Annotated in this window: 26 protein-coding genes; 2 read left to right on the top strand and 24 right to left on the bottom strand. The window is 40.2% G+C overall.

Features of this window, described 5'->3' with window-relative positions:
- Positions 1–147: 147 nt before the first annotated feature.
- The 6 genes from BUF11_RS16760 to BUF11_RS16785 all read right to left on the bottom strand — a co-directional run bounded on the left by BUF11_RS16760 (position 148) and on the right by BUF11_RS16785 (position 3,532).
- Positions 148–531, bottom strand: coding sequence for a desulfoferrodoxin family protein (locus BUF11_RS16760; protein ID WP_073590017.1), 384 nt, complete (start codon positions 529–531; stop codon positions 148–150).
- A 43-nt stretch (positions 532–574) separates the two neighbouring features.
- Positions 575–1,114 carry a rubrerythrin gene (gene rbr, locus BUF11_RS16765; protein WP_073590018.1) on the bottom strand — a complete coding sequence of 180 codons (540 nt, stop codon included), beginning with the start codon at positions 1,112–1,114 and terminating at the stop codon, positions 575–577.
- 75 nt (positions 1,115–1,189) lie between these two features.
- Positions 1,190–1,345, bottom strand: a complete 156-nt coding sequence (gene rd / locus BUF11_RS16770) for a rubredoxin (protein WP_073590019.1) — start codon at positions 1,343–1,345, stop codon at positions 1,190–1,192.
- A 190-nt stretch (positions 1,346–1,535) separates the two neighbouring features.
- The gene (locus tag BUF11_RS16775; RefSeq protein WP_073590206.1) at positions 1,536–2,570 is read right to left on the bottom strand and encodes a 2-hydroxyacid dehydrogenase; all 1,035 of its coding nucleotides are present in this window, start codon (positions 2,568–2,570) and stop codon (positions 1,536–1,538) included.
- A gap of 52 nt (positions 2,571–2,622) precedes the next feature.
- A complete protein-coding gene (locus tag BUF11_RS16780) occupies positions 2,623–3,108 on the bottom strand; it encodes a methylglyoxal synthase (RefSeq protein WP_073590020.1) in 486 nt (161 codons plus the stop codon).
- A gap of 172 nt (positions 3,109–3,280) precedes the next feature.
- The gene (locus BUF11_RS16785) at positions 3,281–3,532 is read right to left on the bottom strand and encodes a hypothetical protein (protein WP_073590021.1); all 252 of its coding nucleotides are present in this window, start codon (positions 3,530–3,532) and stop codon (positions 3,281–3,283) included.
- A gap of 522 nt (positions 3,533–4,054) precedes the next feature.
- On the opposite strand from BUF11_RS16785, the gene BUF11_RS16790 reads away from it, so the two are divergent.
- Positions 4,055–5,422: a citrate/2-methylcitrate synthase gene (locus tag BUF11_RS16790; protein WP_073590022.1), complete on the top strand. Its 1,368-nt coding sequence runs from the start codon at positions 4,055–4,057 to the stop codon at positions 5,420–5,422.
- Positions 5,423–5,518: 96 nt separating this feature from the next.
- Here BUF11_RS16790 and BUF11_RS16795 read toward each other — a convergent pair whose 3' ends face one another.
- The 15 genes from BUF11_RS16795 to BUF11_RS16865 form a co-directional block, all read right to left on the bottom strand.
- A complete protein-coding gene (locus BUF11_RS16795; RefSeq protein WP_073590023.1) occupies positions 5,519–5,785 on the bottom strand; it encodes a GlsB/YeaQ/YmgE family stress response membrane protein in 267 nt (88 codons plus the stop codon).
- A gap of 4 nt (positions 5,786–5,789) precedes the next feature.
- Positions 5,790–6,002 carry a YtxH domain-containing protein gene (locus BUF11_RS16800; RefSeq protein WP_073590024.1) on the bottom strand — a complete coding sequence of 71 codons (213 nt, stop codon included), beginning with the start codon at positions 6,000–6,002 and terminating at the stop codon, positions 5,790–5,792.
- Positions 6,003–6,088: 86 nt separating this feature from the next.
- Positions 6,089–6,880 (bottom strand): acetyl-CoA carboxylase carboxyltransferase subunit alpha, encoded by a 792-nt coding sequence (locus BUF11_RS25060; protein ID WP_073590025.1) that lies wholly within the window; start codon positions 6,878–6,880, stop codon positions 6,089–6,091.
- A 107-nt stretch (positions 6,881–6,987) separates the two neighbouring features.
- Positions 6,988–7,848: an acetyl-CoA carboxylase, carboxyltransferase subunit beta gene (accD, locus tag BUF11_RS25065; protein WP_073590026.1), complete on the bottom strand. Its 861-nt coding sequence runs from the start codon at positions 7,846–7,848 to the stop codon at positions 6,988–6,990.
- 13 nt (positions 7,849–7,861) lie between these two features.
- A complete protein-coding gene (locus BUF11_RS16815) occupies positions 7,862–9,229 on the bottom strand; it encodes an acetyl-CoA carboxylase biotin carboxylase subunit (protein ID WP_073590027.1) in 1,368 nt (455 codons plus the stop codon).
- Between the two features lie 13 nt (positions 9,230–9,242).
- The gene (fabZ, locus tag BUF11_RS16820) at positions 9,243–9,665 is read right to left on the bottom strand and encodes a 3-hydroxyacyl-ACP dehydratase FabZ (RefSeq protein ID WP_073590028.1); all 423 of its coding nucleotides are present in this window, start codon (positions 9,663–9,665) and stop codon (positions 9,243–9,245) included.
- Between the two features lie 19 nt (positions 9,666–9,684).
- Positions 9,685–10,107: an acetyl-CoA carboxylase biotin carboxyl carrier protein gene (locus tag BUF11_RS16825; protein ID WP_073590029.1), complete on the bottom strand. Its 423-nt coding sequence runs from the start codon at positions 10,105–10,107 to the stop codon at positions 9,685–9,687.
- Positions 10,108–10,110: 3 nt separating this feature from the next.
- Positions 10,111–11,352, bottom strand: a complete 1,242-nt coding sequence (gene fabF, locus BUF11_RS16830; RefSeq protein WP_073590030.1) for a beta-ketoacyl-ACP synthase II — start codon at positions 11,350–11,352, stop codon at positions 10,111–10,113.
- A 131-nt stretch (positions 11,353–11,483) separates the two neighbouring features.
- A complete protein-coding gene (gene fabG / locus BUF11_RS16835) occupies positions 11,484–12,224 on the bottom strand; it encodes a 3-oxoacyl-[acyl-carrier-protein] reductase (RefSeq protein ID WP_073590031.1) in 741 nt (246 codons plus the stop codon).
- The gene (fabD, locus tag BUF11_RS16840) at positions 12,211–13,143 is read right to left on the bottom strand and encodes an ACP S-malonyltransferase (RefSeq protein WP_073590032.1); all 933 of its coding nucleotides are present in this window, start codon (positions 13,141–13,143) and stop codon (positions 12,211–12,213) included. The genes fabG and fabD overlap by 14 nt, the downstream gene beginning before the upstream one ends.
- 2 nt (positions 13,144–13,145) lie before the next feature.
- Complete coding sequence (fabK, locus tag BUF11_RS16845; protein ID WP_073590033.1) at positions 13,146–14,096, bottom strand: enoyl-[acyl-carrier-protein] reductase FabK; 951 nt, start codon at positions 14,094–14,096, stop codon at positions 13,146–13,148.
- A complete protein-coding gene (gene acpP, locus BUF11_RS16850) occupies positions 14,097–14,327 on the bottom strand; it encodes an acyl carrier protein (protein ID WP_073590034.1) in 231 nt (76 codons plus the stop codon).
- Between the two features lie 206 nt (positions 14,328–14,533).
- Positions 14,534–14,950, bottom strand: a complete 417-nt coding sequence (locus BUF11_RS16855) for a hypothetical protein (protein WP_073590035.1) — start codon at positions 14,948–14,950, stop codon at positions 14,534–14,536.
- A 69-nt stretch (positions 14,951–15,019) separates the two neighbouring features.
- Positions 15,020–15,580 (bottom strand): RNA polymerase sigma factor, encoded by a 561-nt coding sequence (locus BUF11_RS16860; protein WP_073590036.1) that lies wholly within the window; start codon positions 15,578–15,580, stop codon positions 15,020–15,022.
- 67 nt (positions 15,581–15,647) lie between these two features.
- Positions 15,648–17,051, bottom strand: a complete 1,404-nt coding sequence (locus BUF11_RS16865; RefSeq protein ID WP_073590037.1) for a putative glycoside hydrolase — start codon at positions 17,049–17,051, stop codon at positions 15,648–15,650.
- A 360-nt stretch (positions 17,052–17,411) separates the two neighbouring features.
- On the opposite strand from BUF11_RS16865, the gene BUF11_RS16870 reads away from it, so the two are divergent.
- Positions 17,412–17,765, top strand: a complete 354-nt coding sequence (locus tag BUF11_RS16870) for a helix-turn-helix domain-containing protein (protein ID WP_073590038.1) — start codon at positions 17,412–17,414, stop codon at positions 17,763–17,765.
- A gap of 104 nt (positions 17,766–17,869) precedes the next feature.
- Here the strand turns inward: BUF11_RS16870 and BUF11_RS16875 are convergent, their stop codons facing one another.
- The 3 genes from BUF11_RS16875 to BUF11_RS16890 form a co-directional block, all read right to left on the bottom strand.
- Positions 17,870–18,376 (bottom strand): SEC-C metal-binding domain-containing protein, encoded by a 507-nt coding sequence (locus BUF11_RS16875; protein ID WP_073590039.1) that lies wholly within the window; start codon positions 18,374–18,376, stop codon positions 17,870–17,872.
- 623 nt (positions 18,377–18,999) lie between these two features.
- Positions 19,000–19,647 carry an HD domain-containing protein gene (locus tag BUF11_RS16880; protein WP_330393903.1) on the bottom strand — a complete coding sequence of 216 codons (648 nt, stop codon included), beginning with the start codon at positions 19,645–19,647 and terminating at the stop codon, positions 19,000–19,002.
- A gap of 797 nt (positions 19,648–20,444) precedes the next feature.
- Positions 20,445–20,720 (bottom strand): CD3324 family protein, encoded by a 276-nt coding sequence (locus BUF11_RS16890; RefSeq protein ID WP_073590041.1) that lies wholly within the window; start codon positions 20,718–20,720, stop codon positions 20,445–20,447.
- Positions 20,721–20,778: the final 58 nt, after the last annotated feature.

A 20,778-nucleotide genomic window follows, 5' to 3' on the forward strand; every position in this document is an offset into this window, starting at 1 on the left:
ATGCAAAAATAATCTTATCTATACTAATATTTTCATAAAAATACCGGAAAGTCAATCCCATCTTACCTATTCATTATACTACAAAAGTGCATATAAAATACCGGCCGTTTCGTCTTTATACGAAAGGCCGGTCTAATGAAAACTTTATTATATTTCTGTTTTCCAAAGTCCGTGAAGATTGCAGTATTCATATGCCGCAACCGGTTCTTCATCCGATAATACAAAAACAGCTTCCGGTTTCTCACCAGGGTTTAAGAAACGTGCCTGTAAACCCTTTGTTGTCTCCAGATAAATCCATTGAATAAAATGCTCCGCCGTCATGGGATGCTCTACACTTCCGACACTAACCGTTACTGTATTACCCTCCCTTTCTACAACAGGAAGATGTTTTTCCGTAGCCGCTTCCGTTGTATTGGCTATCAATTCCTGCATTACTTCACCGCAGCAGGTTAAAGGCGCACCTGACTCATGAAAAAATGTCACTATATTTCCACAGTGCTTACATTTAAAAAATCTTGGTTCCTTTTTCATATAATCCAACCTTTCTGCCCATCAGGCACATAACAGATGCTGTTTAATAATTGGTTGCCAACACTTTAAAATAAGCCTGGGGATGTTCACAGACGGGACATTTCTCCGGTGCATTTTTGCCGATATGTATATGTCCGCAATTGGCACACTGCCAAACGGTATCTCCATCTTTTGAAAATACCAGACCATTTTCAAGATTGGCTAAAAGCTTTTTATATCTTTCTTCATGTTCCTTTTCAATTTTTGCTACGCTTTCAAATAACCAGGCTACACGGTCAAAGCCTTCTTCTTTTGCTTCCTTTGCAAATTCCGCATACATCTGGGTCCACTCGTAATTCTCACCGGAAGCGGCATCTGCAAGGTTTTCCTTTGTATCCGGCATACCGTCATGAAGCAGCTTAAACCAAATCTTAGCATGCTCCTTTTCATTATTGGCTGTTTCTAAAAAGAGTTCTGCAATTTGTTCATAGCCTTCCTTTTTTGCCTTGGATGCATAATAAGTATACTTATTTCTTGCTTCTGATTCTCCTGCAAAGGCAGCTCTTAAATTTGCTTCTGTTTTTGTTCCTTTTAATTCTTTCATTCGCTTCTCCTTTTCCTCTCATTGAAAAAAGAGCACGTACTTGTAGAAAGCAAGGGCTCTTTTAATTATATCAATTTAGTTAATCGGTGTAAATGAGTCTTTGCTTAAACCACATACAGGGCATACCCAATCTTCGGGAACATCCTCCCATGCAGTTCCGGGTGCAATACCGCCATCGGGATCGCCTGTCTCTGGATCGTAAATATAACCGCAAGGGCACTCGTACTTCATGTAAAACACCTCCTTAAATTCATTTTCTTTTATACTTGACTCCCATGTATATCGCAAACAAGTAGATTGTTTGCAATCTACACGATATTGCATAAATAAGGAGGTGTGAAAAATGTATTGTATTTTTCACACTTTGTCCTTATAAAACACTTAAATTATAGCATAAAATAAAATCTATTACAACCTTGACTTAGAAGCAACGATTCTTATCTGTCTTATCACAATTTCCAAACTTTGTACAACGATAGCATATTTCATTGGCAAGACCTGTTCCTTTAAAGTACTCTTTTAGATTTTCAAAGGTAATTTCCGCAATATTGCTTAGCGCTTCCTTTGTTAAAAAGGCCTGATGTGAAGTTACTATGACATTGGGCATGGAGATTAAGCCTGAAAGGATATCATCCTTTATAATCTCACCGGATAAATCCTCGTAAAAGAATTCGGTTTCTTCCTCGTATACATCAAGGACAGCTCCTCCTACCTGCTCTTCCTTTATGGCATGAAACAGGTCCTCGCTGTTTATCAGGGCACCTCTTGAAGTATTAATAAGGAAAACACCCTTTTTCATTAACTGCAGCGTATTCTTATTAATCATATGCCAGGTTTCCTTCGTCAGGGGACAATGCAGTGATATAACATCTGAACGTTCACATAATTCCTGTAAGGACACATAATGAAGTCCCGATTCTGTCTGGGGATAAAGGTCATATGCCAAAATCTCCATCCCAAAGCCTTTACAGATGTCAATAAAGATTCTTCCGATCTTCCCCGTTCCGATAACTCCCATAGTCTTCCCGTGCAAATCAAATCCAGTCAGACCATTCAGGCTGAAATTATGTTCCCTTGTCCTGTTATATGCCCTGTGTATCTTCCGGTTTAAAGTAAGCAAAAGAGCCATTGCATGTTCTGCCACCGCATAGGGTGAATAGGCCGGTACCCTGACAACATGTACCTTTCCAAAAGCGGCCTTAAAATCAACATTATTATACCCTGCACAGCGCATGGCAATAAGCCTTACGCCTCCCTCATAAAGGATATCAATCGTTTTTGCATCAATGGTATCATTTACAAAGGCAACTACTGCTTCATAGCCTCTGGCCATAATTGCAGTATCCGCATTTAATTTCGGCTCGAAATAATCAATCTCGAAGTCAAATGCTTCTTTATACATATCAAAATAGGTCTTATCATAAGGTTTTGTATCAAAAAAACAAATCTTTTTCATTCCCACCACACCTTTCTGCTAAGGCAAAGGAAAATGATATTTCTGTTCTGCCTTATTTTGGTTCGGAGAATTTCTCAATTCTTTCCTTCATGGTCTTATTGAAATTCTCAACCTTTCTGTCATACTCATCATTCATCAGTGACGATGCAAGAAGGAAATCCGCCGTAGCCAGATTGTTTGCAATTGGAATATCATAAACAACCGCTATACGAAGAAGTGCCTTTACATCCGGGTCATGGGGCTGTGATTCCAGCGGATCCCACAAAAAGATCACAAAATCAATTCCACCCTCTACGATTCGGCAGCCTATCTGCTGGTCACCGCCCAGAGGGCCGCTGTTATAGCCTTTTACCGGCAATCCTGTCTGTTCGGATATCAGCCTTGCAGTCGTTCCGGTACCGCAAAGAAAATGGTTCTTTAATATATCCTTGTTCTTGTCGGCCCATTTTACCAGTTCCTGTTTCTTGCCATCATGAGCAATTAATGCAATATGTTTCGTCTTACCTATCTTAAAATAAATATAATCATCTAATAACATACTACCTCCTGTCAATCCCTTATCCATATAAATCGCTTGTTTTCATCTCTAAACTTGTCCGCTTAAACTTAGTCCTGATTCTCTGCTAATATTTCCATAAATCAGGGAGATGAACCCTACTGCGGTTACATCTCTATCATACTTGCTTTGCCATAAAAATGCAATGCAAATCTCATTTGAACAAATAGCAAACTAAGTGCTGCAAGCTTTTTGTTTGAAATACATCAAGAACTTTATTGGACGCCTTATCTTCCTTTAATGTGGTATCCACTTTGTTTGGAGGATTGGTTCCGGGAGTAGAACTTCCGCTCGGCCTACTGCTGCTTACCGTTGAAGTGATGCTCGTAGGTTCCTTATAGGCAGTTGATGCTGTGCTCACTGGCGCCTTGTAACTACTGGTCTTTCTTGAGGTAGCTAATGCCATATTGTCCTCCTATGTAGATTTATCTATCTTACCTTTTCCTCCAAGAGAAACAAATCAGAACCATTCTCCTTCTTTGCAGCTTTGGTTCAAAAGATAAGAACTATTGCAGATATTTTATTTCAAGACCTTTTTTCGTCATGGAATAGAGATAGCCGGTTCCCAGTTGGAACCATTACCGCATCCATTGGATTTGTAATCTATGTTTCAATAGTAATCCCATAATTTTTTGATATGGCAGACAATCCAGATGTGCTGATTGGTCAAAAAAATTCCCCTGCCTTTTGACAGGAGGACCTTTTCTTATTATTTTTCACTTCATTGATGTATATTTATAAATAGCAGGTAAATATTTTTTACCTGTTCCTGCTTGTGATATCTTCCTTTTTATGCTAGAATGTATATTATTATCTATGTATTATCTTTTCATCATAATTCAATCTGATTTTTACTCATTTGAAATTATACTTAATCCTGCAAAATAATACATAGTGCTACAAAAAATATAACCCAAAGGAGGCTGTTATGAGTAATATTGATTTTTCCAGTATTACACCTGAAATTTTGGCACTTTCCGATTTGTGTACCCAAAACAGTGTAATTGATCCCTCTCTTTACTCCAAGTATCAGGTAAAAAGAGGGCTTAGGGATGTGAGCGGTGCGGGTGTGTTAACCGGTCTGACAGAAATTGCAGAAGTACGTTCCCATCTGATCGTAGAATCTGAATATATTCCTTGTGAAGGGCAGCTTTTTTACAGGGGTATTGATGTAAAACAAATTGTACAGGGTTTTATTGAAGAAAACCGGTTCGGCTTTGAGGAGGTTACATACCTGCTGTTATTTGGTACGCTTCCTACGAAAGAAGAACTTAGCAATTTTAAAAGACTTCTTGGCGAATATCGTTCTCTTCCCACATCCTTTGTAAGAGATATTATTATGAAGGCCCCCAGTAAAGATATGATGAATACGCTGGCAAGAAGTGTCCTTACCCTGTATTCCTATGATGATAAAGCTGATGACATTTCCTTGCCCAATGTACTGCGGCAGTCGCTTCAGCTTATTTCCTTATTCCCTCTGCTGTCCGTATACGGCTATCAGGCATGCAGCCACTATCACGACGGGCAAAGCCTGTATATACACACCCCTGACCCTGATCTTTCTACTGCGGAGTTAATTCTTCATCTCCTAAGGCCGGACAGCAAATACACTCCCTTAGAAGCAAAAATCCTGGATGTTGCTCTGGTGCTTCATGCAGAGCACGGAGGCGGTAATAACTCCACGTTTACTACACACGTAGTAACTTCAACCGCCACGGATACGTATTCCTCCGTTGCTGCTTCCCTGGGTTCCTTAAAAGGGCCTAAGCACGGCGGTGCAAATATTAAGGTTATACAGATGTTTGAAGACATGAAGAACTCATTGAGGAACTGGGAGGATGAAGATGAGGTACGGGGCTATCTGACTTCTCTGATTAATAAAGATGCATTTGATAAGTCCGGTCTTATTTATGGTATGGGGCATGCTGTTTATTCCATTTCCGACCCCAGAGCCGAAATATTTAAAAGCTTCGTAGAAAAGCTTTCCGAGGAAAAAGGCCGCAAGAAGGAATATATGCTTTACAATATGGTTGAAAAGCTGGCTCCGGAAGTTATTGCAAGGGAACGTCCGATTTATAAAGGTGTCAGTGCCAATGTAGACTTTTACAGCGGTTTTGTGTACAGCATGCTAGACCTTCCGCTTGAGCTGTATACTCCTATCTTTGCTATTGCAAGAATTTCAGGCTGGAGTGCCCACCGCATGGAAGAGCTTATTAATGCCGGTAAGATTATCCGCCCGGCTTATAAGAGCGTGTCCAAATTAAAAGGCTATACCAAGCTATCCGATAGAACATAAAGAACTATAAAAACAGAAGGAGTTTTCACATTATTTATTGTGAAAGGCTCCTTCTGTTTTTGCTACCTTACGTATATTGTTTCCTGCATCTGTTTGCTATTCTTTTTGCTTAAACAGACTTATGATAAAGAGCAATATTACCGCACCAACAATTGATACAATAAAACTCCAGATATTTAAGCCTGTTGCAGGACCCCATCCAAATATACCGGCAAGCCAACCTCCTATGAAGGCACCTACTATACCCACCAGAATATTCATCCCAGCACCCATCTGGCTGTCCTTTTTCATTATCTTACTGGCAATCCAACCGGATATACCTCCCAAAATAATCCATATTATAATATTACTGATTTCCGGCATATCATCACCTTCCTCTCTCGTTTTTAATTTTATCAATGATTTCGTTGGCTTTACTAGCAGCCTTTTCTTTTATTTCTTCCCCTTTTTCACTGATTTCACTCCCCATTGTTTGAATCTTACCCTTAAGCTCCAACTGGTCGGAGTGAACCATCTTACCGGCAGTTTCTTTCATTTTTCCGGACAAATGGGTTATCTGATTGTTCATTTTATTATCCATTTTTACTTCTCCTTCCTTATCTTTAGTATGCAATAAGAACACATAAAAAATTCAGGAAAAGTAAGGATGAAAATTTATTTTTTGTCTTACATTTTTCGAAATCTCTCATATCTTTGTGAGGTAATTTCCTCGCTGCTTTTTTCTTTATAAGTATGGAGAAAATTGAGAATAGAAAGCCTTAAAGCTTCAGTTACGCTCTGTATATTCGTCAAATTAACCGGTTCTTCCTCCGGAATGATTTTTTCAATAATTTTTAATTTTATCAGATCCTGTGCCGTTATCTTCATAACTTCTGCCGCTTCGGACGCTCTTTTGCTGTCCTTCCAAAGAATAGACGCAAAACCCTCCGGAGAAAGAATTGAATAGACTGCATTTTCTAACATCCATACTTCATTGGCAACTGCAAGAGCCAACGCACCGCCGCTGCCCCCTTCCCCTGTTATGATACTAAGAATGGGGACCTTTAACCCTGACATTTCAAACAGGTTTCTGGCAATTGCCTCTCCCTGTCCCTTTTCTTCCGCTTCTATTCCCGGATAGGCCCCCGGAGTATCTACAAAGCAGATGATGGGCCTGTTAAATTTCTCTGCCTGTTTCATCAGTCTTAATGCCTTACGGTAGCCGGAAGGATTCGCCATCCCATAGTTTCTTCTTGCATTTTCCTTTATAGTACGTCCCTTTTGCAGGCCGATGACTGTGACATACTCTCCTTCTATCACAGCGATTCCTCCGGTGACGGCTCCATCATCCCTTCCCTGCCTGTCTCCGTGAAGCTCTATGAATTTATTGAAAATACCGCCGATAAAATCAAGGCTGGTAGGCCGTTCATTTCCTCTTGCAATTTCAACACGTTCCCATGCTGTCAGTTCAGCTGCCATGCTAATCTGCTCCCTTCTTCTAATCCTTTTACTAAATACAGGCACAGGAGTCTACCGTACTCATGCAGAATCTTGTGCCTGTTTTATCTTTTCCATATCAGCAGTATTTATTTTGACTTCTCCGTACTTTTGATAAGAAGAGACAAGGTTTGTTTTAATTTATTCCGTTTTACTACCTTATCAATAAATCCATGCTCCAATAAAAACTCAGCACTTTGAAAGCCTTCCGGCAGCTTTTGTCCTATGGTCTGCTCAATTACCCTTGGCCCCGCAAAGCCGATCAATGCCCCGGGTTCTGCCAGAATGATGTCTCCAAGCATGGCAAAGCTTGCCATAACTCCTCCGGTTGTTGGATCTGTTAACACGGGTATATATAAAAGCCCTGCTTCGTCATGCTTTTTGATAGCTCCCGCAGTCTTTGCCATCTGCATTAAAGATACAATTCCCTCCTGCATCCTGGCACCGCCTGAGCAGCAAAAAAGGATTACCGGAAGCCTGCTCCCGGTAGCTGTTTCTATGAGGCGGGTTATCTTTTCTCCCACCGTTTCTCCCATACTGCCCATAAGAAAGGTAGAAGCCATAACTCCAATGGCTACTTCCATTCCGTCTATGGTTCCTTTTCCTGTCACCACAGCATCGTCAAGCCCTGTAGCCATACGAAGATGATTTAATTTTTCCTGATAGCCCGGAAAGCAAAGAGGGTCACTTACCGGAAGGTTCACATCCCACTCGGTAAAGCTTCCTGTATCCAATACCATACTAAGCCTGGTTCTGGGGCTAATGCGAAAATAATTACCGCACACAGGACAGATGTAAAAGTTTTGGACTACATCTTCCAGATAGACAATTTCATTGCACGTATCGCATTTGTCAAAAAGTCCTTCCGGAACCTGGGCATCGTAAAGGTGGGCAAGCTTTTTTTGCATACTGCTGTCTGCAAGATTTTTTTTAAACATTTCCTTTAACATGATGACCTCTTTCTTAGATAGCCTTAGGCATTTCTTTCCTGTCTTTCAGGAGCTTTTCTACAAAGGCAGTATCCGTATTTCCATTTTTAAAATCTTCATGATTGATGAGCGTATATAGAAAATCCAGGTTTGTGTCAATTCCTTCGATTACCAGTTCACCAAGCACTCCACGCATTTTCTGTATAGCCTGCTCTCTGTCGGTATCGTGTACCATCAACTTAACAAGGAGGGAATCATAGGCTGCGGGAATCTTATAGCCTGCATAAAGGGCAGAATCAATCCTCACACCATTGCCTCCGGGAAAATGAAGGGAAGTAACCGTACCGGGACAGGGCATAAAATCTTTCATAGGATTTTCTGCATTAATTCTGCACTCGATGGCATGCCCCTTCATTACCACATCTTCCTGGGACAATAAAAGCGGTCTGCCTTCAGCAATTTTAATCTGTTCCTTTATCAGGTCAATGCCTGTTACCAGCTCGGTAATACCATGTTCTACCTGAATTCTTGTATTCATTTCTATAAAATAAAACCTGTTACTGCTATCCAATATAAATTCTATGGTTCCCGCATTCTGATACCCTACGGTCTTAGCTGCCTTCACCGCCGCTTCTCCCATAGCTTTTCTGATTTCCGGAGGCACATGATGGGCCGGTGCTTCCTCAATCAGCTTTTGATGTCTTCTTTGAAGGGAGCAATCCCTCTCGCCAAGATGTATAACTTTGCCGTAATTATCTGCCAGAATTTGAAATTCAATATGTCTTGCCCCTTCAATATATTTTTCAATATAGAGGGTGTCATCTCCAAAGGAATTCTTTGCTTCCTGTCCGGCTGTTTCAAAGAGCTTTGCAAACTCTTCTTCTTTCCTTACAATACGCATGCCCTTTCCGCCGCCTCCGGCGCTGGCCTTTATGATAACCGGATAGCCTATGTCTGCGGCGATTTTTAATCCTTCCTCCACGGAAGCCACCGCTTCTTTGGTTCCCGGAACCACCGGTACTCCCGCTTCTATCATAGTTCTTCTGGCTTCTGACTTGTTGCCCATCTTATCAATTATTTCTCCGGAAGGTCCGATAAAAATGATACCGCATTTTTTGCAAAGTTCAGAGAACCTGGCATTTTCTGATAAGAAGCCAAAACCCGGATGTATGGCATCTGCGCCTGCCGCACAGGCTGCACTTATGATTCTGTCCATTTTCAGATAGCTGTCTTTTGAGGATACAGGCCCGATGCAGATGGTTTCATCTGCCAATTGGGCATGGAGGGCGTCCTTATCAATATCTGAGCATATAGCTACAGAATATACTCCCATTTCCCTGCAGGCACGTATAATCCGTACTGCGATTTCTCCTCTGTTGGCAATTAAGATTTTATTTATCATCACTACCTCTTTCCTAGCTGATTGCAAATATAAGTTCTGCTTCTGCAAATACCTTGTCACCGTCATAAGCCTTTGCAGAGGCTACCCCTATACTTCCCTTTCCTTTTATCAACTCAACCTCCAGTGTCAATACATCACCGGGTATTACCTTATTTCGAAACCTTGCCTTATTCACTCCGCCAAAGTAAGCATTTTTACCCTTATTTTCCTCCAGCGACAAGCAGACAACCGCTCCTACCTGGGCCATTGCCTCCAGTATCAAAACTCCCGGCATAACCGGCTCCCCCGGAAAATGTCCTTCAAAGTAAGGTTCATTGTAGCTTACACATTTTTTCCCGATTGCACGTTTACCGGGTTCCAATTCTTCAATTCTGTCAACCATTAAAAAGGGACTTCTTTGGGGTATGATTTTCTTTATTTCATTGATATCTAACATGTGATAGTCTTTCCCTCCTTTACAGGGGCTTTAGGAATATCAGTGCCTGACCGTATTCCACCATATCCTTGTTGTGTACTTCAATCCTCTCGACAATGCCGTCATATTCCGACTCTATTTCATTCATCAGCTTCATGGCTTCAATAATTCCCACAGCCTGCCCCTTCTTTACTCTGTCACCTACCTGAACGTAAGGGTCGTTCTTTTCGGATTTCGCCGTATAAAAGGTACCAACCATAGGAGACTTGATAACCAGTAAGTCTTCCTCTATTTTCGAATTGCTTTCCTCTGGTAAGGGCATCTTCACATTGGTAATAACCTCTGTTTTAAGGTTTCTCTCACATTCAAGCTCCAGTGACACATCATTGTCTTTGTAGCGGAAGGCTGTTATATTACTTGCTGAAACCGCTTTGATCAATTCAAGAATCTCTTCTTTTTTCACAGGTTACCTCCCACTATATTTCTTTACCAAAATACTTCCGTTATGCCCGCCAAAACCTAAGGAATTGGATATGGCATAGTTTATCTCTCTGTCCGTCACCGGGTCCTTTGCATAATTTAAGTCAAGTTCTTCATCGGGAATCTCATAGCCTGCGGTTGCATGGATATAGTTTTCCATAACGGATTTCACGCAAACAATGAATTCCACGGCTCCTGCCGCACCAAGCATATGTCCTGTCATGGACTTAGTAGAGTTCACAACCAGATTATAAGCATGTTCTCCAAAAGCCATCTTCATAGACCTGGTTTCATAAAGGTCATTGTGATGGGTACTGGTTCCGTGTGCATTAACATAATCCACTTCTTCTTTTTTGATTCCTGCCTCTTTTACAGCTAACAGCATCGCTCTTGCCGCACCTTCTCCATCTTCAGAAGGAGATGTGATATGGAACGCATCACAGGTAGCTCCGTAACCTGCTATTTCGGCCAGGATAGTAGCTCCTCTGTTAATTGCATGCTCATAGGATTCCAGCACTACAACCCCTGCACCTTCTCCCATTATAAATCCGTTTCTTTCTTTATCAAAAGGGATAGAGGCTCTCTTTGGATCTGTCTGTGTAGTCATGGCAGTCAGAGCCGAAAAGCCGGATACTCCGATGGGGCTGATGGCTGCTTCCGTACCTCCCGCCACACAAACATCCACTTCATCACACTGGATATAACGCATCGCCTCTCCGATAGAGTGGGTTCCTGTGGCACAGGCTGTAACTACATTGGTGCACTTTCCCCTTAGTCCGTACTGGATTGCTACATTTCCGGCTGCCATATTGGATATCATCAAGGGAACCAGTAAAGGGGCTATCCTTTTAGGCCCTTTCTCAAGAAGTTTCGTATGCTCTCTTTCCACTGCCTGGAGACTTCCGATTCCAGAGCCTACGCACACTCCGATTCTGGTTGTATCCTCTTTCTCAAGGTCTAACCCTGCATTTTTAATTGCCTCCCCAGCTGCTGCCACCGCATACTGACAGAAATCCTCCATACGTTTGGCGGCCTTTGGATCCATGTAATCCTCCGGATGAAAGTCCTTTACCTGGGCAGCTAATTTCACTTTATACTCCGTGGTATCAAAATAAGTAATAGGAGCAAAGGGAATTCTTTGCTCTTTTATTCCCTGCCAAAAATCTTCTACATTATTACCGATGGGGGATATTATCCCCATTCCGGTTACAACTACGCGCTTTTTCATTTATTATACCCATTACATACCGCAGGCCTGCCCTAAGACCAGTCTGTAGTACTGCCACAAAAATAAAGAATGTGAAGGCTTTTTTCTGTGGCATCCTTTCTCTCCAAATTCACCTTCACTCTGTCTTACTGTTAAATTCCCATACCGCCGTCTACGGATAATACCTGACCGGTTATATAAGAGGCCTTATCAGAAGCTAAGAATACTGCTGCTTCTGCTATATCACTGCCTTCTCCAAACCTTCTTAACGGAACGGCTTCCAATACCTTGCTCTTAAACTCCTCTTTCAGATTAGCCGTCATATCGGTATTGATATAACCGGGAGCTATGGCATTAACATTGATGTTTCTGGATGCAAGTTCTTTTGCAAGAGTCTTAGTCATACCGATGACACCTGCCTTAGCCGCACTGTAGTTTACCTGCCCGGGATTACCGTGTATACCTGAAATAGAGGATATATTGACGATTTTACCGTATCGTTGCTTTAACATCATACGGGATGCCTGTCTTAAGCAGTAGAAAACGCCACGCAGATTTAAGTCTATTACCTGATCAAATTCTTTATCACTCATTTTTAAAATCAGGTTATCTCTTGTAATTCCTGCATTATTTATTAGAATATCCAGTCTTTTAAAGTTCTCTGCTATGTAGATAAACATTTTATCTACCTCTGCAGAATCTGAAACATCCCCTTTTAACAAAAAGGCTGTTCCGCCCTTAGTAACAATTTCATTTACTGTCTGCTTTGCAGCTTCCTCTGAGCCGCAGTAATTTACAATAACAGTGGCACCATTCTCCGCCAATGCTAAAGCTATGGCCTTTCCAATACCCCGGCTTCCGCCGGTTACTAATGCAATTTTACCTTCCAGCATAGAATACCTCCTTCAGTTTATTTAAGTCCTCTGTCTTTTCAACATTAACTGTGAGAACCTGTTTATCTATCTTCCTGATAAATCCTGCCAAGGTCTTACCGGGACCGATTTCCACAAAAAGATCCACTCCTTCATCTAACAGTGTACGGACGCTTTCTTCCCACCTTACAGGAGAATATACCTGGCGGGAAAGGATATCTTTAATGGTAGCGCTGTTTCTTATTATGCCGGCATTTATGTTTGTCACATAGGGGATAACCGGGTCATTAACCGTTACACTCTTAAGTCTTTCTGACAGTTTTTCTCCTGCTTCCTTTAGCATAGGTGAATGAAAAGGACCGCTTACATTTAAGGAAAGGACTCTTTTTGCCCCTGCCTTTATTAACTCTTCGGATACTTCCGCAACTGCTTTCTTATCTCCTGATATGACAGTCTGCCCCGGACAGTTATAGTTCGCAACGGCAACCGTTCCTTCTGCTCTTTTAAGGACCTCTTCTATTACTTTTGTATCAAGCCCCAGAACCGCCGCCATTCCTCCCTTTCCTTCGGGAACTGCACTTTCCATCAGCTCTCCTCTGGCCTTTATAAGAGGAATTCCTTCCTCAAAGGATATGGCGCCGGAGGCAATGACCGCCGGATATTCACCAAGACTAAGACCGGCATAATAGTCAGCATCCATGCCAAGCTCTTTTATTTTTGCCAGGATGGCAAGGCAGGTGACAGCCATAGCAGGCTGTGTGTATCTTGTTATGTTCAGATTTATATTTTCGTTAAAGCAAAGCCCTTTAATATCCATAGAAAGTAATTCTTCGGCTTTGTCATATATTTCTCTGGAGGTTTGAAAGTCATCATAAAAGTCTTTTCCCATACCGGCATACTGTGCACCCTGCCCCGGGAATAGAAAGGCTGTTTTTCCCATCCTTAAATCCATCCTTTTTGCATTACAGTTATTGCTTCTGAAACCATTTCTTCTATGATTTCTTTGCAAGATTGTTCCTTTGCGATAAGCCCCGCTATCTGTCCCGCCATGACAGAACCATCGGTTATATCACCCTCCATTACGGACTTCCGTAAGGAACCAAGTGTGAGAAGCTCCAGTTCTTCAAAACTCTTTCCGTCTTCTTCTAATTTGAGGTAATTTCTGGTCATGTTATTGCGAAGTGATCTTACCGGATGTCCCGTAGACCGCCCTGTTACAGTGGTATCAATATCTTTTGAGCTTATAATCCGTTTTTTATAGTTATCATGTACAATGGACTCATGGGATACCACAAACCGGGTCCCAATCTGAGCACCTTTGGCTCCAAGCATCAGTATGGCAGCAAGGCCTCTGCCGTCTCCGATTCCTCCGGCCGCTATAACCGGAATGGAGACAGCATCTGCTATCTGAGGTATCAATGCCATAGTCGTCAATTCGCCGATATGTCCTCCGGCTTCACAGCCTTCTGCTACAAGTGCATCTGCTCCGCTTCGCTCCATTCTCTTAGCCAGAGCTACGGAGGCAACAACGGGTATCACTGTTATTCCCGCTGCCTTCCAATCCTTTAAAAACTTTTCGGGATTTCCCGCACCGGTTGTTACCACCGGCACTTTTTCTTCTATTACTAACCGGGCAATTTCTTCCGCATGAGGACTAAGAAGCATTATGTTTACACCAAAGGGGTTACTGGTTTTCTCTTTTACCTGCCTGATCTCGTTTCGTACAATATCTGCTGTGGCATTACCTGCGGCAATGATTCCAAGTCCCCCTGCCTCCGATACACCGGCAGCCAGATTGTGTTCTGCCACCCAGGCCATACCTCCCTGAATAATAGGGTACTTTATATGAAGCAGATCACAGACTTCTGTGTATAATGCTATTTTTCTTTCCATTTACTCCACGCCCTTATTTTTTAAATAGGTCAGTAAGTCACTAACAGTTTCCATGGTATTTAAATCCTCAGAAGGTACTTCTAAGTCAAATTCTTCTTCCACTGCCATGATCAATTCAAACAATTCCAGGGAATCTGCTCCCAAATCTTCTTTAAAGGAAGAATTCTCCGTAATGGTACCTGCGTCTACCGTAAGCTGTTTTGCTATGATTTCTATCACTTTTTCCAACATGTTTTATACCCTTTACATATCCCAGGCCAGCCTGGGATACTGCCACAAATTAAACGTGTGAAAGTAGTTGTATGTGGCACCCTTTCATATTTGAATTTTCTTTCACACTTGGCTCCCGTGCATATTGCAAGCAAGCTTGCAATACTGCGTAAATAAGGGGGTGCGAAAAATACACCGTATTTTTCACACTTTGTACCTCGATTTTATTAATAGCTGATTTGCATTTTCTTTAGACTGACTTTTATACCTTTTCTTCTTTTTATGATTACAAGAAGAAGACCAACAATTACAAGGATTGCTGCTATTATTGCCGATACCAGTTTTACTATGTTTTTGATTTCTCTTTTAAATACATGAATGGGGAAACCCCATTCCGAAGAATTCTCCTGCACATTATCTTCCTGGTTAAGAGGTTCCTCGGCAGCTTCCATGTATTCATCCCAATGTTTCATAAGAATACTGTCACCGGCAAGGTCTTCTTTTCTTCCAAGAACTCTGATATAAAAATATGCCCTTTTAAAGATGTTGCCGTCTTTTCTTCTTACATCCTTATCGGTAAAGTTCTCATTAAGAGAACCTGCATCCAGCTCACTTAGCATATTGATAAGCACCTGCTCATTCATTCCGTTACCTCCTATCTTTCTTATAAGTTTTACTGCCGCAAATCAGGCTGTGAAATGCTTTTTATTTCATTACGCCCATTTCTGGTCAAAGGTGAGCTTCATCCTGCTCCTAAGCCTTGACAGCCTGCTATCCACAGCCGTAACGGTCATCCTCATGGCCTTTGCAATATCCTTTGAGGACTGCAAATAGTAATATCTGCGCAGAACCAGTTCCCGGTCCTTTTTCTCCAGCTCTTTAATTACTTCATTCAATAGAAGGATATCTTCTTTACGAAATAGCTGGTTCTCTACATTCTGGCTCTGGTCAATAAAGCATTGGGCAATATCTGTGAAATCTTCCTTGTATTCCATTCCTTCTCTGCGGCTTAAATCCCGCAGCTTATTGATTGCTGTATTTCTGGCAATCACCTTCAGATATGTTTTTAAGGAGGCTTTTTCCATATCATAATTCCTGATATGCTTCCATAACTTCATATAGGTATCATTCACACACTCTTCAATATCCTGTCTTCGGCTGCCAAGAATTGTGCCGGCTATATGGATTAAGAGCTTTTCGTACTTTTCAGATAACTTTAATAAGCCTATTTCATTTCCTTCATAAAGCAGGCTTACTATTGCCTCATCCTTCAAGTTATTAGCCTCCTTTCACATGCTCCTCTACTTATACACAAATAGATTTAAAATCTTGCAGAAGTTTTTATTTTTTTTCTAAAGCAGTTTTGGTATAGTTATTGCTGCCGTTCCATAATATCCACTCCGTATGGCCCGTATCATAAACCGCTTTAATTTGTTCTTTTATTTCTTCTTTTCCATAATTAATATGATGCTTCACCCAGGTTGCGGTAAAATCCTGCAGCCAGGGTCTTACCTCTGCCAACTTCCCCTTATCGTTCTTCCCATCTGCCGTTAACACCTCATTGGATTTTTTAAGAGCTCCCAATATTGTCTCATAAGGCTTGGTGTCAGGATAGTCAATGCCAAAGGAACCTTCACCATAATGGGAAGGATATATCATAGGACATATATAATCTAAGTATTCAGCCATCTTTGCATAATCTTGTCCCACAATTTCAGCATCTATCTTGCTTCCTATTATGGTGCCGAATACATCTGCTGAAACCTTTACTCCAAGAGGCTTTAAACTGTCACAGGCATACTTTGTAAATTCTGTGATTGTCTCTGTCTTGCTTTTACTTTTACCATCCTTTCCGAAATCCACCTGTTTCATACCGGAATCCGTAGAAAACCGGATATAATCAAACTGTATCTCATCAAACCCCTGTAAAGCAGCTTCCTTTCCAATGTCTACAAGGTAATCCCACACTTCCTTTTTATAGGGGTTTACCCAGCGGTCACCATTCTTATCCTTGAAGACGGTCCCGCCCTTCTTTTTAAGGCATAAATCCTTCCGTTCCTTCGCAAGCAAAGGATCTTTAAAGGCTACTACTCTGGCTATCAGGTAAATGTTCTTTTCCTTTAACTTCTTTACAAGTCCCGGCATATCTTTTATATAGTTCGTGCCTGCCCCGATTTCATTCACCAGAGGCTGGTCCATCTTATAGGTAATCTCACCGTTATCATTCTTAATGTCAATTACCATTGCATTTATTTCCGTGTTTTCTGCCAAGGAAATCAACTCTGACATATAATCAGATATTCCTGCCCTAAAGCCGGATACATATATTCCTTTAACCGGTTCATTTACTTCTTTTTCTTCCTTTGCCACATCCGGTGTAATATCCGCCTCTGCCTTTGTTTCTGTCCTTTTAATATTATCTGTAAGAGGACTCTGGGCACTGTCAAATACCTCGGCAGGTGTTAATGTATCGGCACTGACATCCTCTGCGATGCCGGTATCCTCTTTTTTATTGCCGCTATTGTAAGAACTGTTTTCTTCATGGACCTCTGTCTTGCTTTTTTTATCAGGCATAAAGCTGTTCATATCCACTATATGAAAATGCCATAAAAGAAATAAAGAAGAGAATAAAAGAAAGACAGCTGCTGCAGTACTCCCTGCTATTATCTTTCTTTTCTTTCTTCTTCTCTGATCTCTGTTTTTATGATATCTGATATACATATCCTTCTTTTTCATGATTTTCATTTAATATCCTTCCCCTTTTCATTTCTCTCAAAGCTTGTACAAAATATTAAAATAAAGAATGTGCCTTAGCAATCTCTTCGCCAAACGCCTCCGAACATCGAGAGCATAATTTATATCACAAGCATTCCAATATATTCCTTATCTCCCATTATACATCTACTGTTAAGACTATGCATTATATTTTCCCATCTTCATCACTTAAACATGCATCAAAATGTTAGTTTTCTATTATATCGGGTGTATGAGATACCAGCCTTAATAGAAGGGCATTGCAAAGTTTTGAATTGACACATCTTTTGGGTAGTTATATAATTATAATTCTATAGGATTAGTAAGAGATTCATAGAGGGGAGAATATATATGGATTTTAGTAGTCGTCTTAAATTTTTACGTCAAAAATTCAGATTAACCCAAGGAGAATTGGCTTCTGTTATCGGAGTGAAGCCCAGTGCAATCGCAAACTACGAATCTAACAGAAATGAGCCTTGTTTTGATAAGCTTATAACATTATCCGATTATTTTAAGGTTTCCTGTGATTATATGCTGGGAGTCTCTGACAGCACCTTACGTATTGGTTATGGAGATATGGTCAATGAAACTGCCGCTTTCATCCAAAAATATTATGAACTGAATTCTGATAACAAAGAAGAGATTCTAAAGTTTATAGATTATTTATTGTATAAGCAAAATACTCTTATGAATTGTGAAAAATAAAGCCGGTTTTTTAAAAAGCTGCTGCACAATGACTTGTATGTCCGAACTAGTCAAAATGCAGCAGCCTTTATTAATATGTCCTTTTATTAAATTGTTCTTTAAAATTATTTCGCTGCTCCACAGCAGAATTTATATTTTTTACCGCTTCCGCATGGACATGGATCGTTCCTGCCAATCTTTTTATCTTTCACAACTGTCTTGGACCTTTTCTGCTCCAGATAAAGTTCCTTCCTTCTTTCCTCGGATAACAGGCTATCCCATACAGGAAGTTCATAAAGCCATTCAGCTTTCGCTTCTATCATATTACAATACAGCTTTTCTTTATCATAGCCAAGGTTAACAACTGTTGTTTCGTCCATTTCTTCGATAGGGTTTTCTTTTACAAGGCTTTCATTGATACCATCCAGGAAACCTGTCATAAGAGATATGGTTGTACCGTATTTTTCAGCAAGTTCTGCCACTGTTCCCTCTACGACAACCTCCGGTTCTGCAAGGATCTTTTCATAAATCCCCTGTTCCACGTTAAAATAATTAGCCCAGAAAAGCTGGCCTTCCTTTTTGTTTGTGTCAAGGGCATAAGCAAAGTCCCTCCACTCTGTTAATAAACTCATTGTTTTACCTTCCTTTATCAATCTTTTGATTCTCTATAGATTTTTTACATAATATTTTTTATTTATGTATAATCCTAGAAATACTGCATCATACTATAGTTAATCTAATTCAATTCAGAACTAGATTAAGGTACCATCTGTAATCGTTGGATCCCCCCTCCGGCATACGGATGACTGCCTTGTGCAGATTTCTGCACGGCCAATACCAAAGAAAAGTTAAATACTTATCCTCCCCTTTTTAGTGAACACCCCGTTGCAAAGGCGTAACGGGGTGTTTGCTTTTTAGTTAGCAGGTTGTACACCCTCACGGCAAAAGCGCCATAGGGATTATGTTTTTACGAAAGCCTTATGAATCAAGGCTTCCAGGACTTCACATGATTAATGGCACAAGGACTATTTTAACATAAATTTTATTTATACGCAACTTCATATGCAACTTTAATATCACAAGACGGTGCCAGAATTTGAAATATCCATAACTCCCTCTGGAACACTATATAACGCTTGTATTCACGCCTGTGAAGTTTGAGTAATTGTTTTTCCAGTTTGCCAGTGTATTTTCATATAAACAATTGAAAAAGATTACTAGGCAGCTTAATCATAAATGATGAATTGGCATTTGATTATCGATTACCATCCCATTCATTCGTAAACTCATCTAAATATTTTTTAATAAAAACATGCCGGTTTTCTGCTAATGATATAGCGGTATCTGTATTCATTAAATTCTTAAGTTTAAGCAGTTTCTCATAAAAATGGTTAATGCTGGTACTGATATGATTTTCATATTCTTTTGCCGCCATATTATCTATTGGCTTCTCATACGGTTCATGTATTGGCCTGCCTTTATGTCCACCATATGCAAACGTTCTTGCAATGCCTATAGCTCCTAATGCATCTAGTCTGTCGGCATCCTGAACTATTTTTCCTTCAAGACTGTCAGGAATAACTGACCCATTTCCTTTAAATGAAACTGACTTGATAATTTTACATATTTCATTAATAGATGAATCATCCACACCGTTTTCTACTAAAAATTTTCGGGCATTCTGCAATTTATCACTGGTATCAAATAATTTGCTATCATCAACATCGTGCAATAAGGCAGCAAGTTTGATTAGAAATAGATTTCCCCCTTCTTTTTGGGCGATGTTTACAGCATTTTTATAAACTCGAACACTATGATAATAATCATGTCCGCTGCAATCATTCTTAAAAGTTTCTTTTAAATACTTAAAAGCATTTTCCTCTATTTGAAATTCATTCATCATCTCATACATCCTTCGTTCATGCAATTTTCTGTTTATTAAAATTTCGTCTCTGTGCACAAAATTGTTGTTACTTCACAAAGATAACTAAATAGCATTTCTGCATCAGCCGATTTAAATTTTCTAAAACATAACCGCTCTGTTTCAAAAACATAATTCATTACTTCTCCTCTCAAATACCCTTTTATCGCTGTTAGACATTCATAATATCAGTTCGCAATTGTAACCCCACCGACAGGCTTATCACCATCAAAAGCCATATAAAATTCCCAACTTGATACGCTAAATTCTTTTAATCAGAAATGAATGAAAAGAAAATAAATTATTAAAATTCATCCAGTTCATTAAAAATTACTTTTCTTACCGTTTCTATTATACTCCAGTTTTATCCATATTTCTATGTTTATAACTGTATGATTTTTTCCTTCTATAACCTCAAAAAAGCCGCTGCACAACCGAAGTCATGTAACGGCTATTTAAGTCTTTCAATCTTCAATTCCGGTATTATAAGGCATTCACAGATGCCACTTTTTTATTGCGGCATTTTTTACAAACAGTCATTTTAGTCCCGTCTTCCGCAATTATTGTATATAATACCTTAGTCCTTTTTGTTTTGCATAAAGGACATGTTCCTCTGCCATGTGACGGTAGACTCCATAATGTCTTACCCCTATGTGGTTTTAAAGCCATGTCATTGATTCCTTTCTCTGAAAAGTCACATCATATATTCCGATGCTTACAATGTAACTATATACAAAGATTGTCATAAAATCTATTGCACAAACTCTTCTGTACTAAACTCAAACATCATATTTTACCTGACTCAATATACGCCGGATACTTTGTTCCGATAGGAAATATTCCATAGCTAATTCCTCTGCCGTCTGTCCGTTATGATATTTTTGATATATTTCCAGATTTCTTTCCTTTAGTAAAATTCTGGCTCCGCTCTTTTCGCCCCAGGTTTTCTTTTCACCATCTTTGCGGGGTATATATAAATATTCACCATTCACATATTCTTGTAATATTTTTATCAGCTCATCAGGCAGCACATCCTGTGCCTTAATATATTTCATATTCTCTGCTCCTCTAATAATTGATTTAGATGAAGCAAAGACCAAAAAAACTGCAGTC

Origin of the sequence: Anaerocolumna xylanovorans DSM 12503, assembly GCF_900143645.1 — a bacterium.
GTDB classification, from domain to species: domain Bacteria; phylum Bacillota; class Clostridia; order Lachnospirales; family Lachnospiraceae; genus Anaerocolumna; species Anaerocolumna xylanovorans.

Bases quoted from the DNA above. Each gene is read 5' to 3' on its own strand.
- fabF (WP_073590030.1), bottom strand. From the start codon at position 11,352: ATGAAAAAGCGCGTAGTTGTAACCGGAATGGGGATAATATCCCCCATC.
- rd (WP_073590019.1), bottom strand. From the start codon at position 1,345: ATGAAGTACGAGTGCCCTTGCGGTTATATTTACGATCCAGAGACAGGC.
- BUF11_RS16795 (WP_073590023.1), bottom strand. From the start codon at position 5,785: ATGCCGGAAATCAGTAATATTATAATATGGATTATTTTGGGAGGTATA.
- BUF11_RS16760 (WP_073590017.1), bottom strand. From the start codon at position 531: ATGAAAAAGGAACCAAGATTTTTTAAATGTAAGCACTGTGGAAATATA.
- BUF11_RS16785 (WP_073590021.1), bottom strand. From the start codon at position 3,532: ATGGCATTAGCTACCTCAAGAAAGACCAGTAGTTACAAGGCGCCAGTG.
- BUF11_RS16775 (WP_073590206.1), bottom strand. From the start codon at position 2,570: ATGAAAAAGATTTGTTTTTTTGATACAAAACCTTATGATAAGACCTAT.
- BUF11_RS16780 (WP_073590020.1), bottom strand. From the start codon at position 3,108: ATGTTATTAGATGATTATATTTATTTTAAGATAGGTAAGACGAAACAT.
- BUF11_RS16875 (WP_073590039.1), bottom strand. From the start codon at position 18,376: ATGAGTTTATTAACAGAGTGGAGGGACTTTGCTTATGCCCTTGACACA.
- BUF11_RS16865 (WP_073590037.1), bottom strand. From the start codon at position 17,051: ATGAAAATCATGAAAAAGAAGGATATGTATATCAGATATCATAAAAAC.
- BUF11_RS16855 (WP_073590035.1), bottom strand. From the start codon at position 14,950: ATGAATGAGCAGGTGCTTATCAATATGCTAAGTGAGCTGGATGCAGGT.
- BUF11_RS25060 (WP_073590025.1), bottom strand. From the start codon at position 6,880: ATGGCAGCTGAACTGACAGCATGGGAACGTGTTGAAATTGCAAGAGGA.
- accD (WP_073590026.1), bottom strand. From the start codon at position 7,848: ATGTTAAAGGAAATGTTTAAAAAAAATCTTGCAGACAGCAGTATGCAA.
- fabK (WP_073590033.1), bottom strand. From the start codon at position 14,096: ATGGAAAGAAAAATAGCATTATACACAGAAGTCTGTGATCTGCTTCAT.
- fabG (WP_073590031.1), bottom strand. From the start codon at position 12,224: ATGCTGGAAGGTAAAATTGCATTAGTAACCGGCGGAAGCCGGGGTATT.
- BUF11_RS16890 (WP_073590041.1), bottom strand. From the start codon at position 20,720: ATGAAATATATTAAGGCACAGGATGTGCTGCCTGATGAGCTGATAAAA.
- BUF11_RS16870 (WP_073590038.1), top strand. From the start codon at position 17,412: ATGGATTTTAGTAGTCGTCTTAAATTTTTACGTCAAAAATTCAGATTA.
- BUF11_RS16790 (WP_073590022.1), top strand. From the start codon at position 4,055: ATGAGTAATATTGATTTTTCCAGTATTACACCTGAAATTTTGGCACTT.
- acpP (WP_073590034.1), bottom strand. From the start codon at position 14,327: ATGTTGGAAAAAGTGATAGAAATCATAGCAAAACAGCTTACGGTAGAC.
- BUF11_RS16880 (WP_330393903.1), bottom strand. From the start codon at position 19,647: ATGATGAATGAATTTCAAATAGAGGAAAATGCTTTTAAGTATTTAAAA.
- fabZ (WP_073590028.1), bottom strand. From the start codon at position 9,665: ATGTTAGATATCAATGAAATAAAGAAAATCATACCCCAAAGAAGTCCC.
- BUF11_RS16815 (WP_073590027.1), bottom strand. From the start codon at position 9,229: ATGATAAATAAAATCTTAATTGCCAACAGAGGAGAAATCGCAGTACGG.
- rbr (WP_073590018.1), bottom strand. From the start codon at position 1,114: ATGAAAGAATTAAAAGGAACAAAAACAGAAGCAAATTTAAGAGCTGCC.
- BUF11_RS16800 (WP_073590024.1), bottom strand. From the start codon at position 6,002: ATGGATAATAAAATGAACAATCAGATAACCCATTTGTCCGGAAAAATG.
- fabD (WP_073590032.1), bottom strand. From the start codon at position 13,143: ATGGGAAAAACAGCCTTTCTATTCCCGGGGCAGGGTGCACAGTATGCC.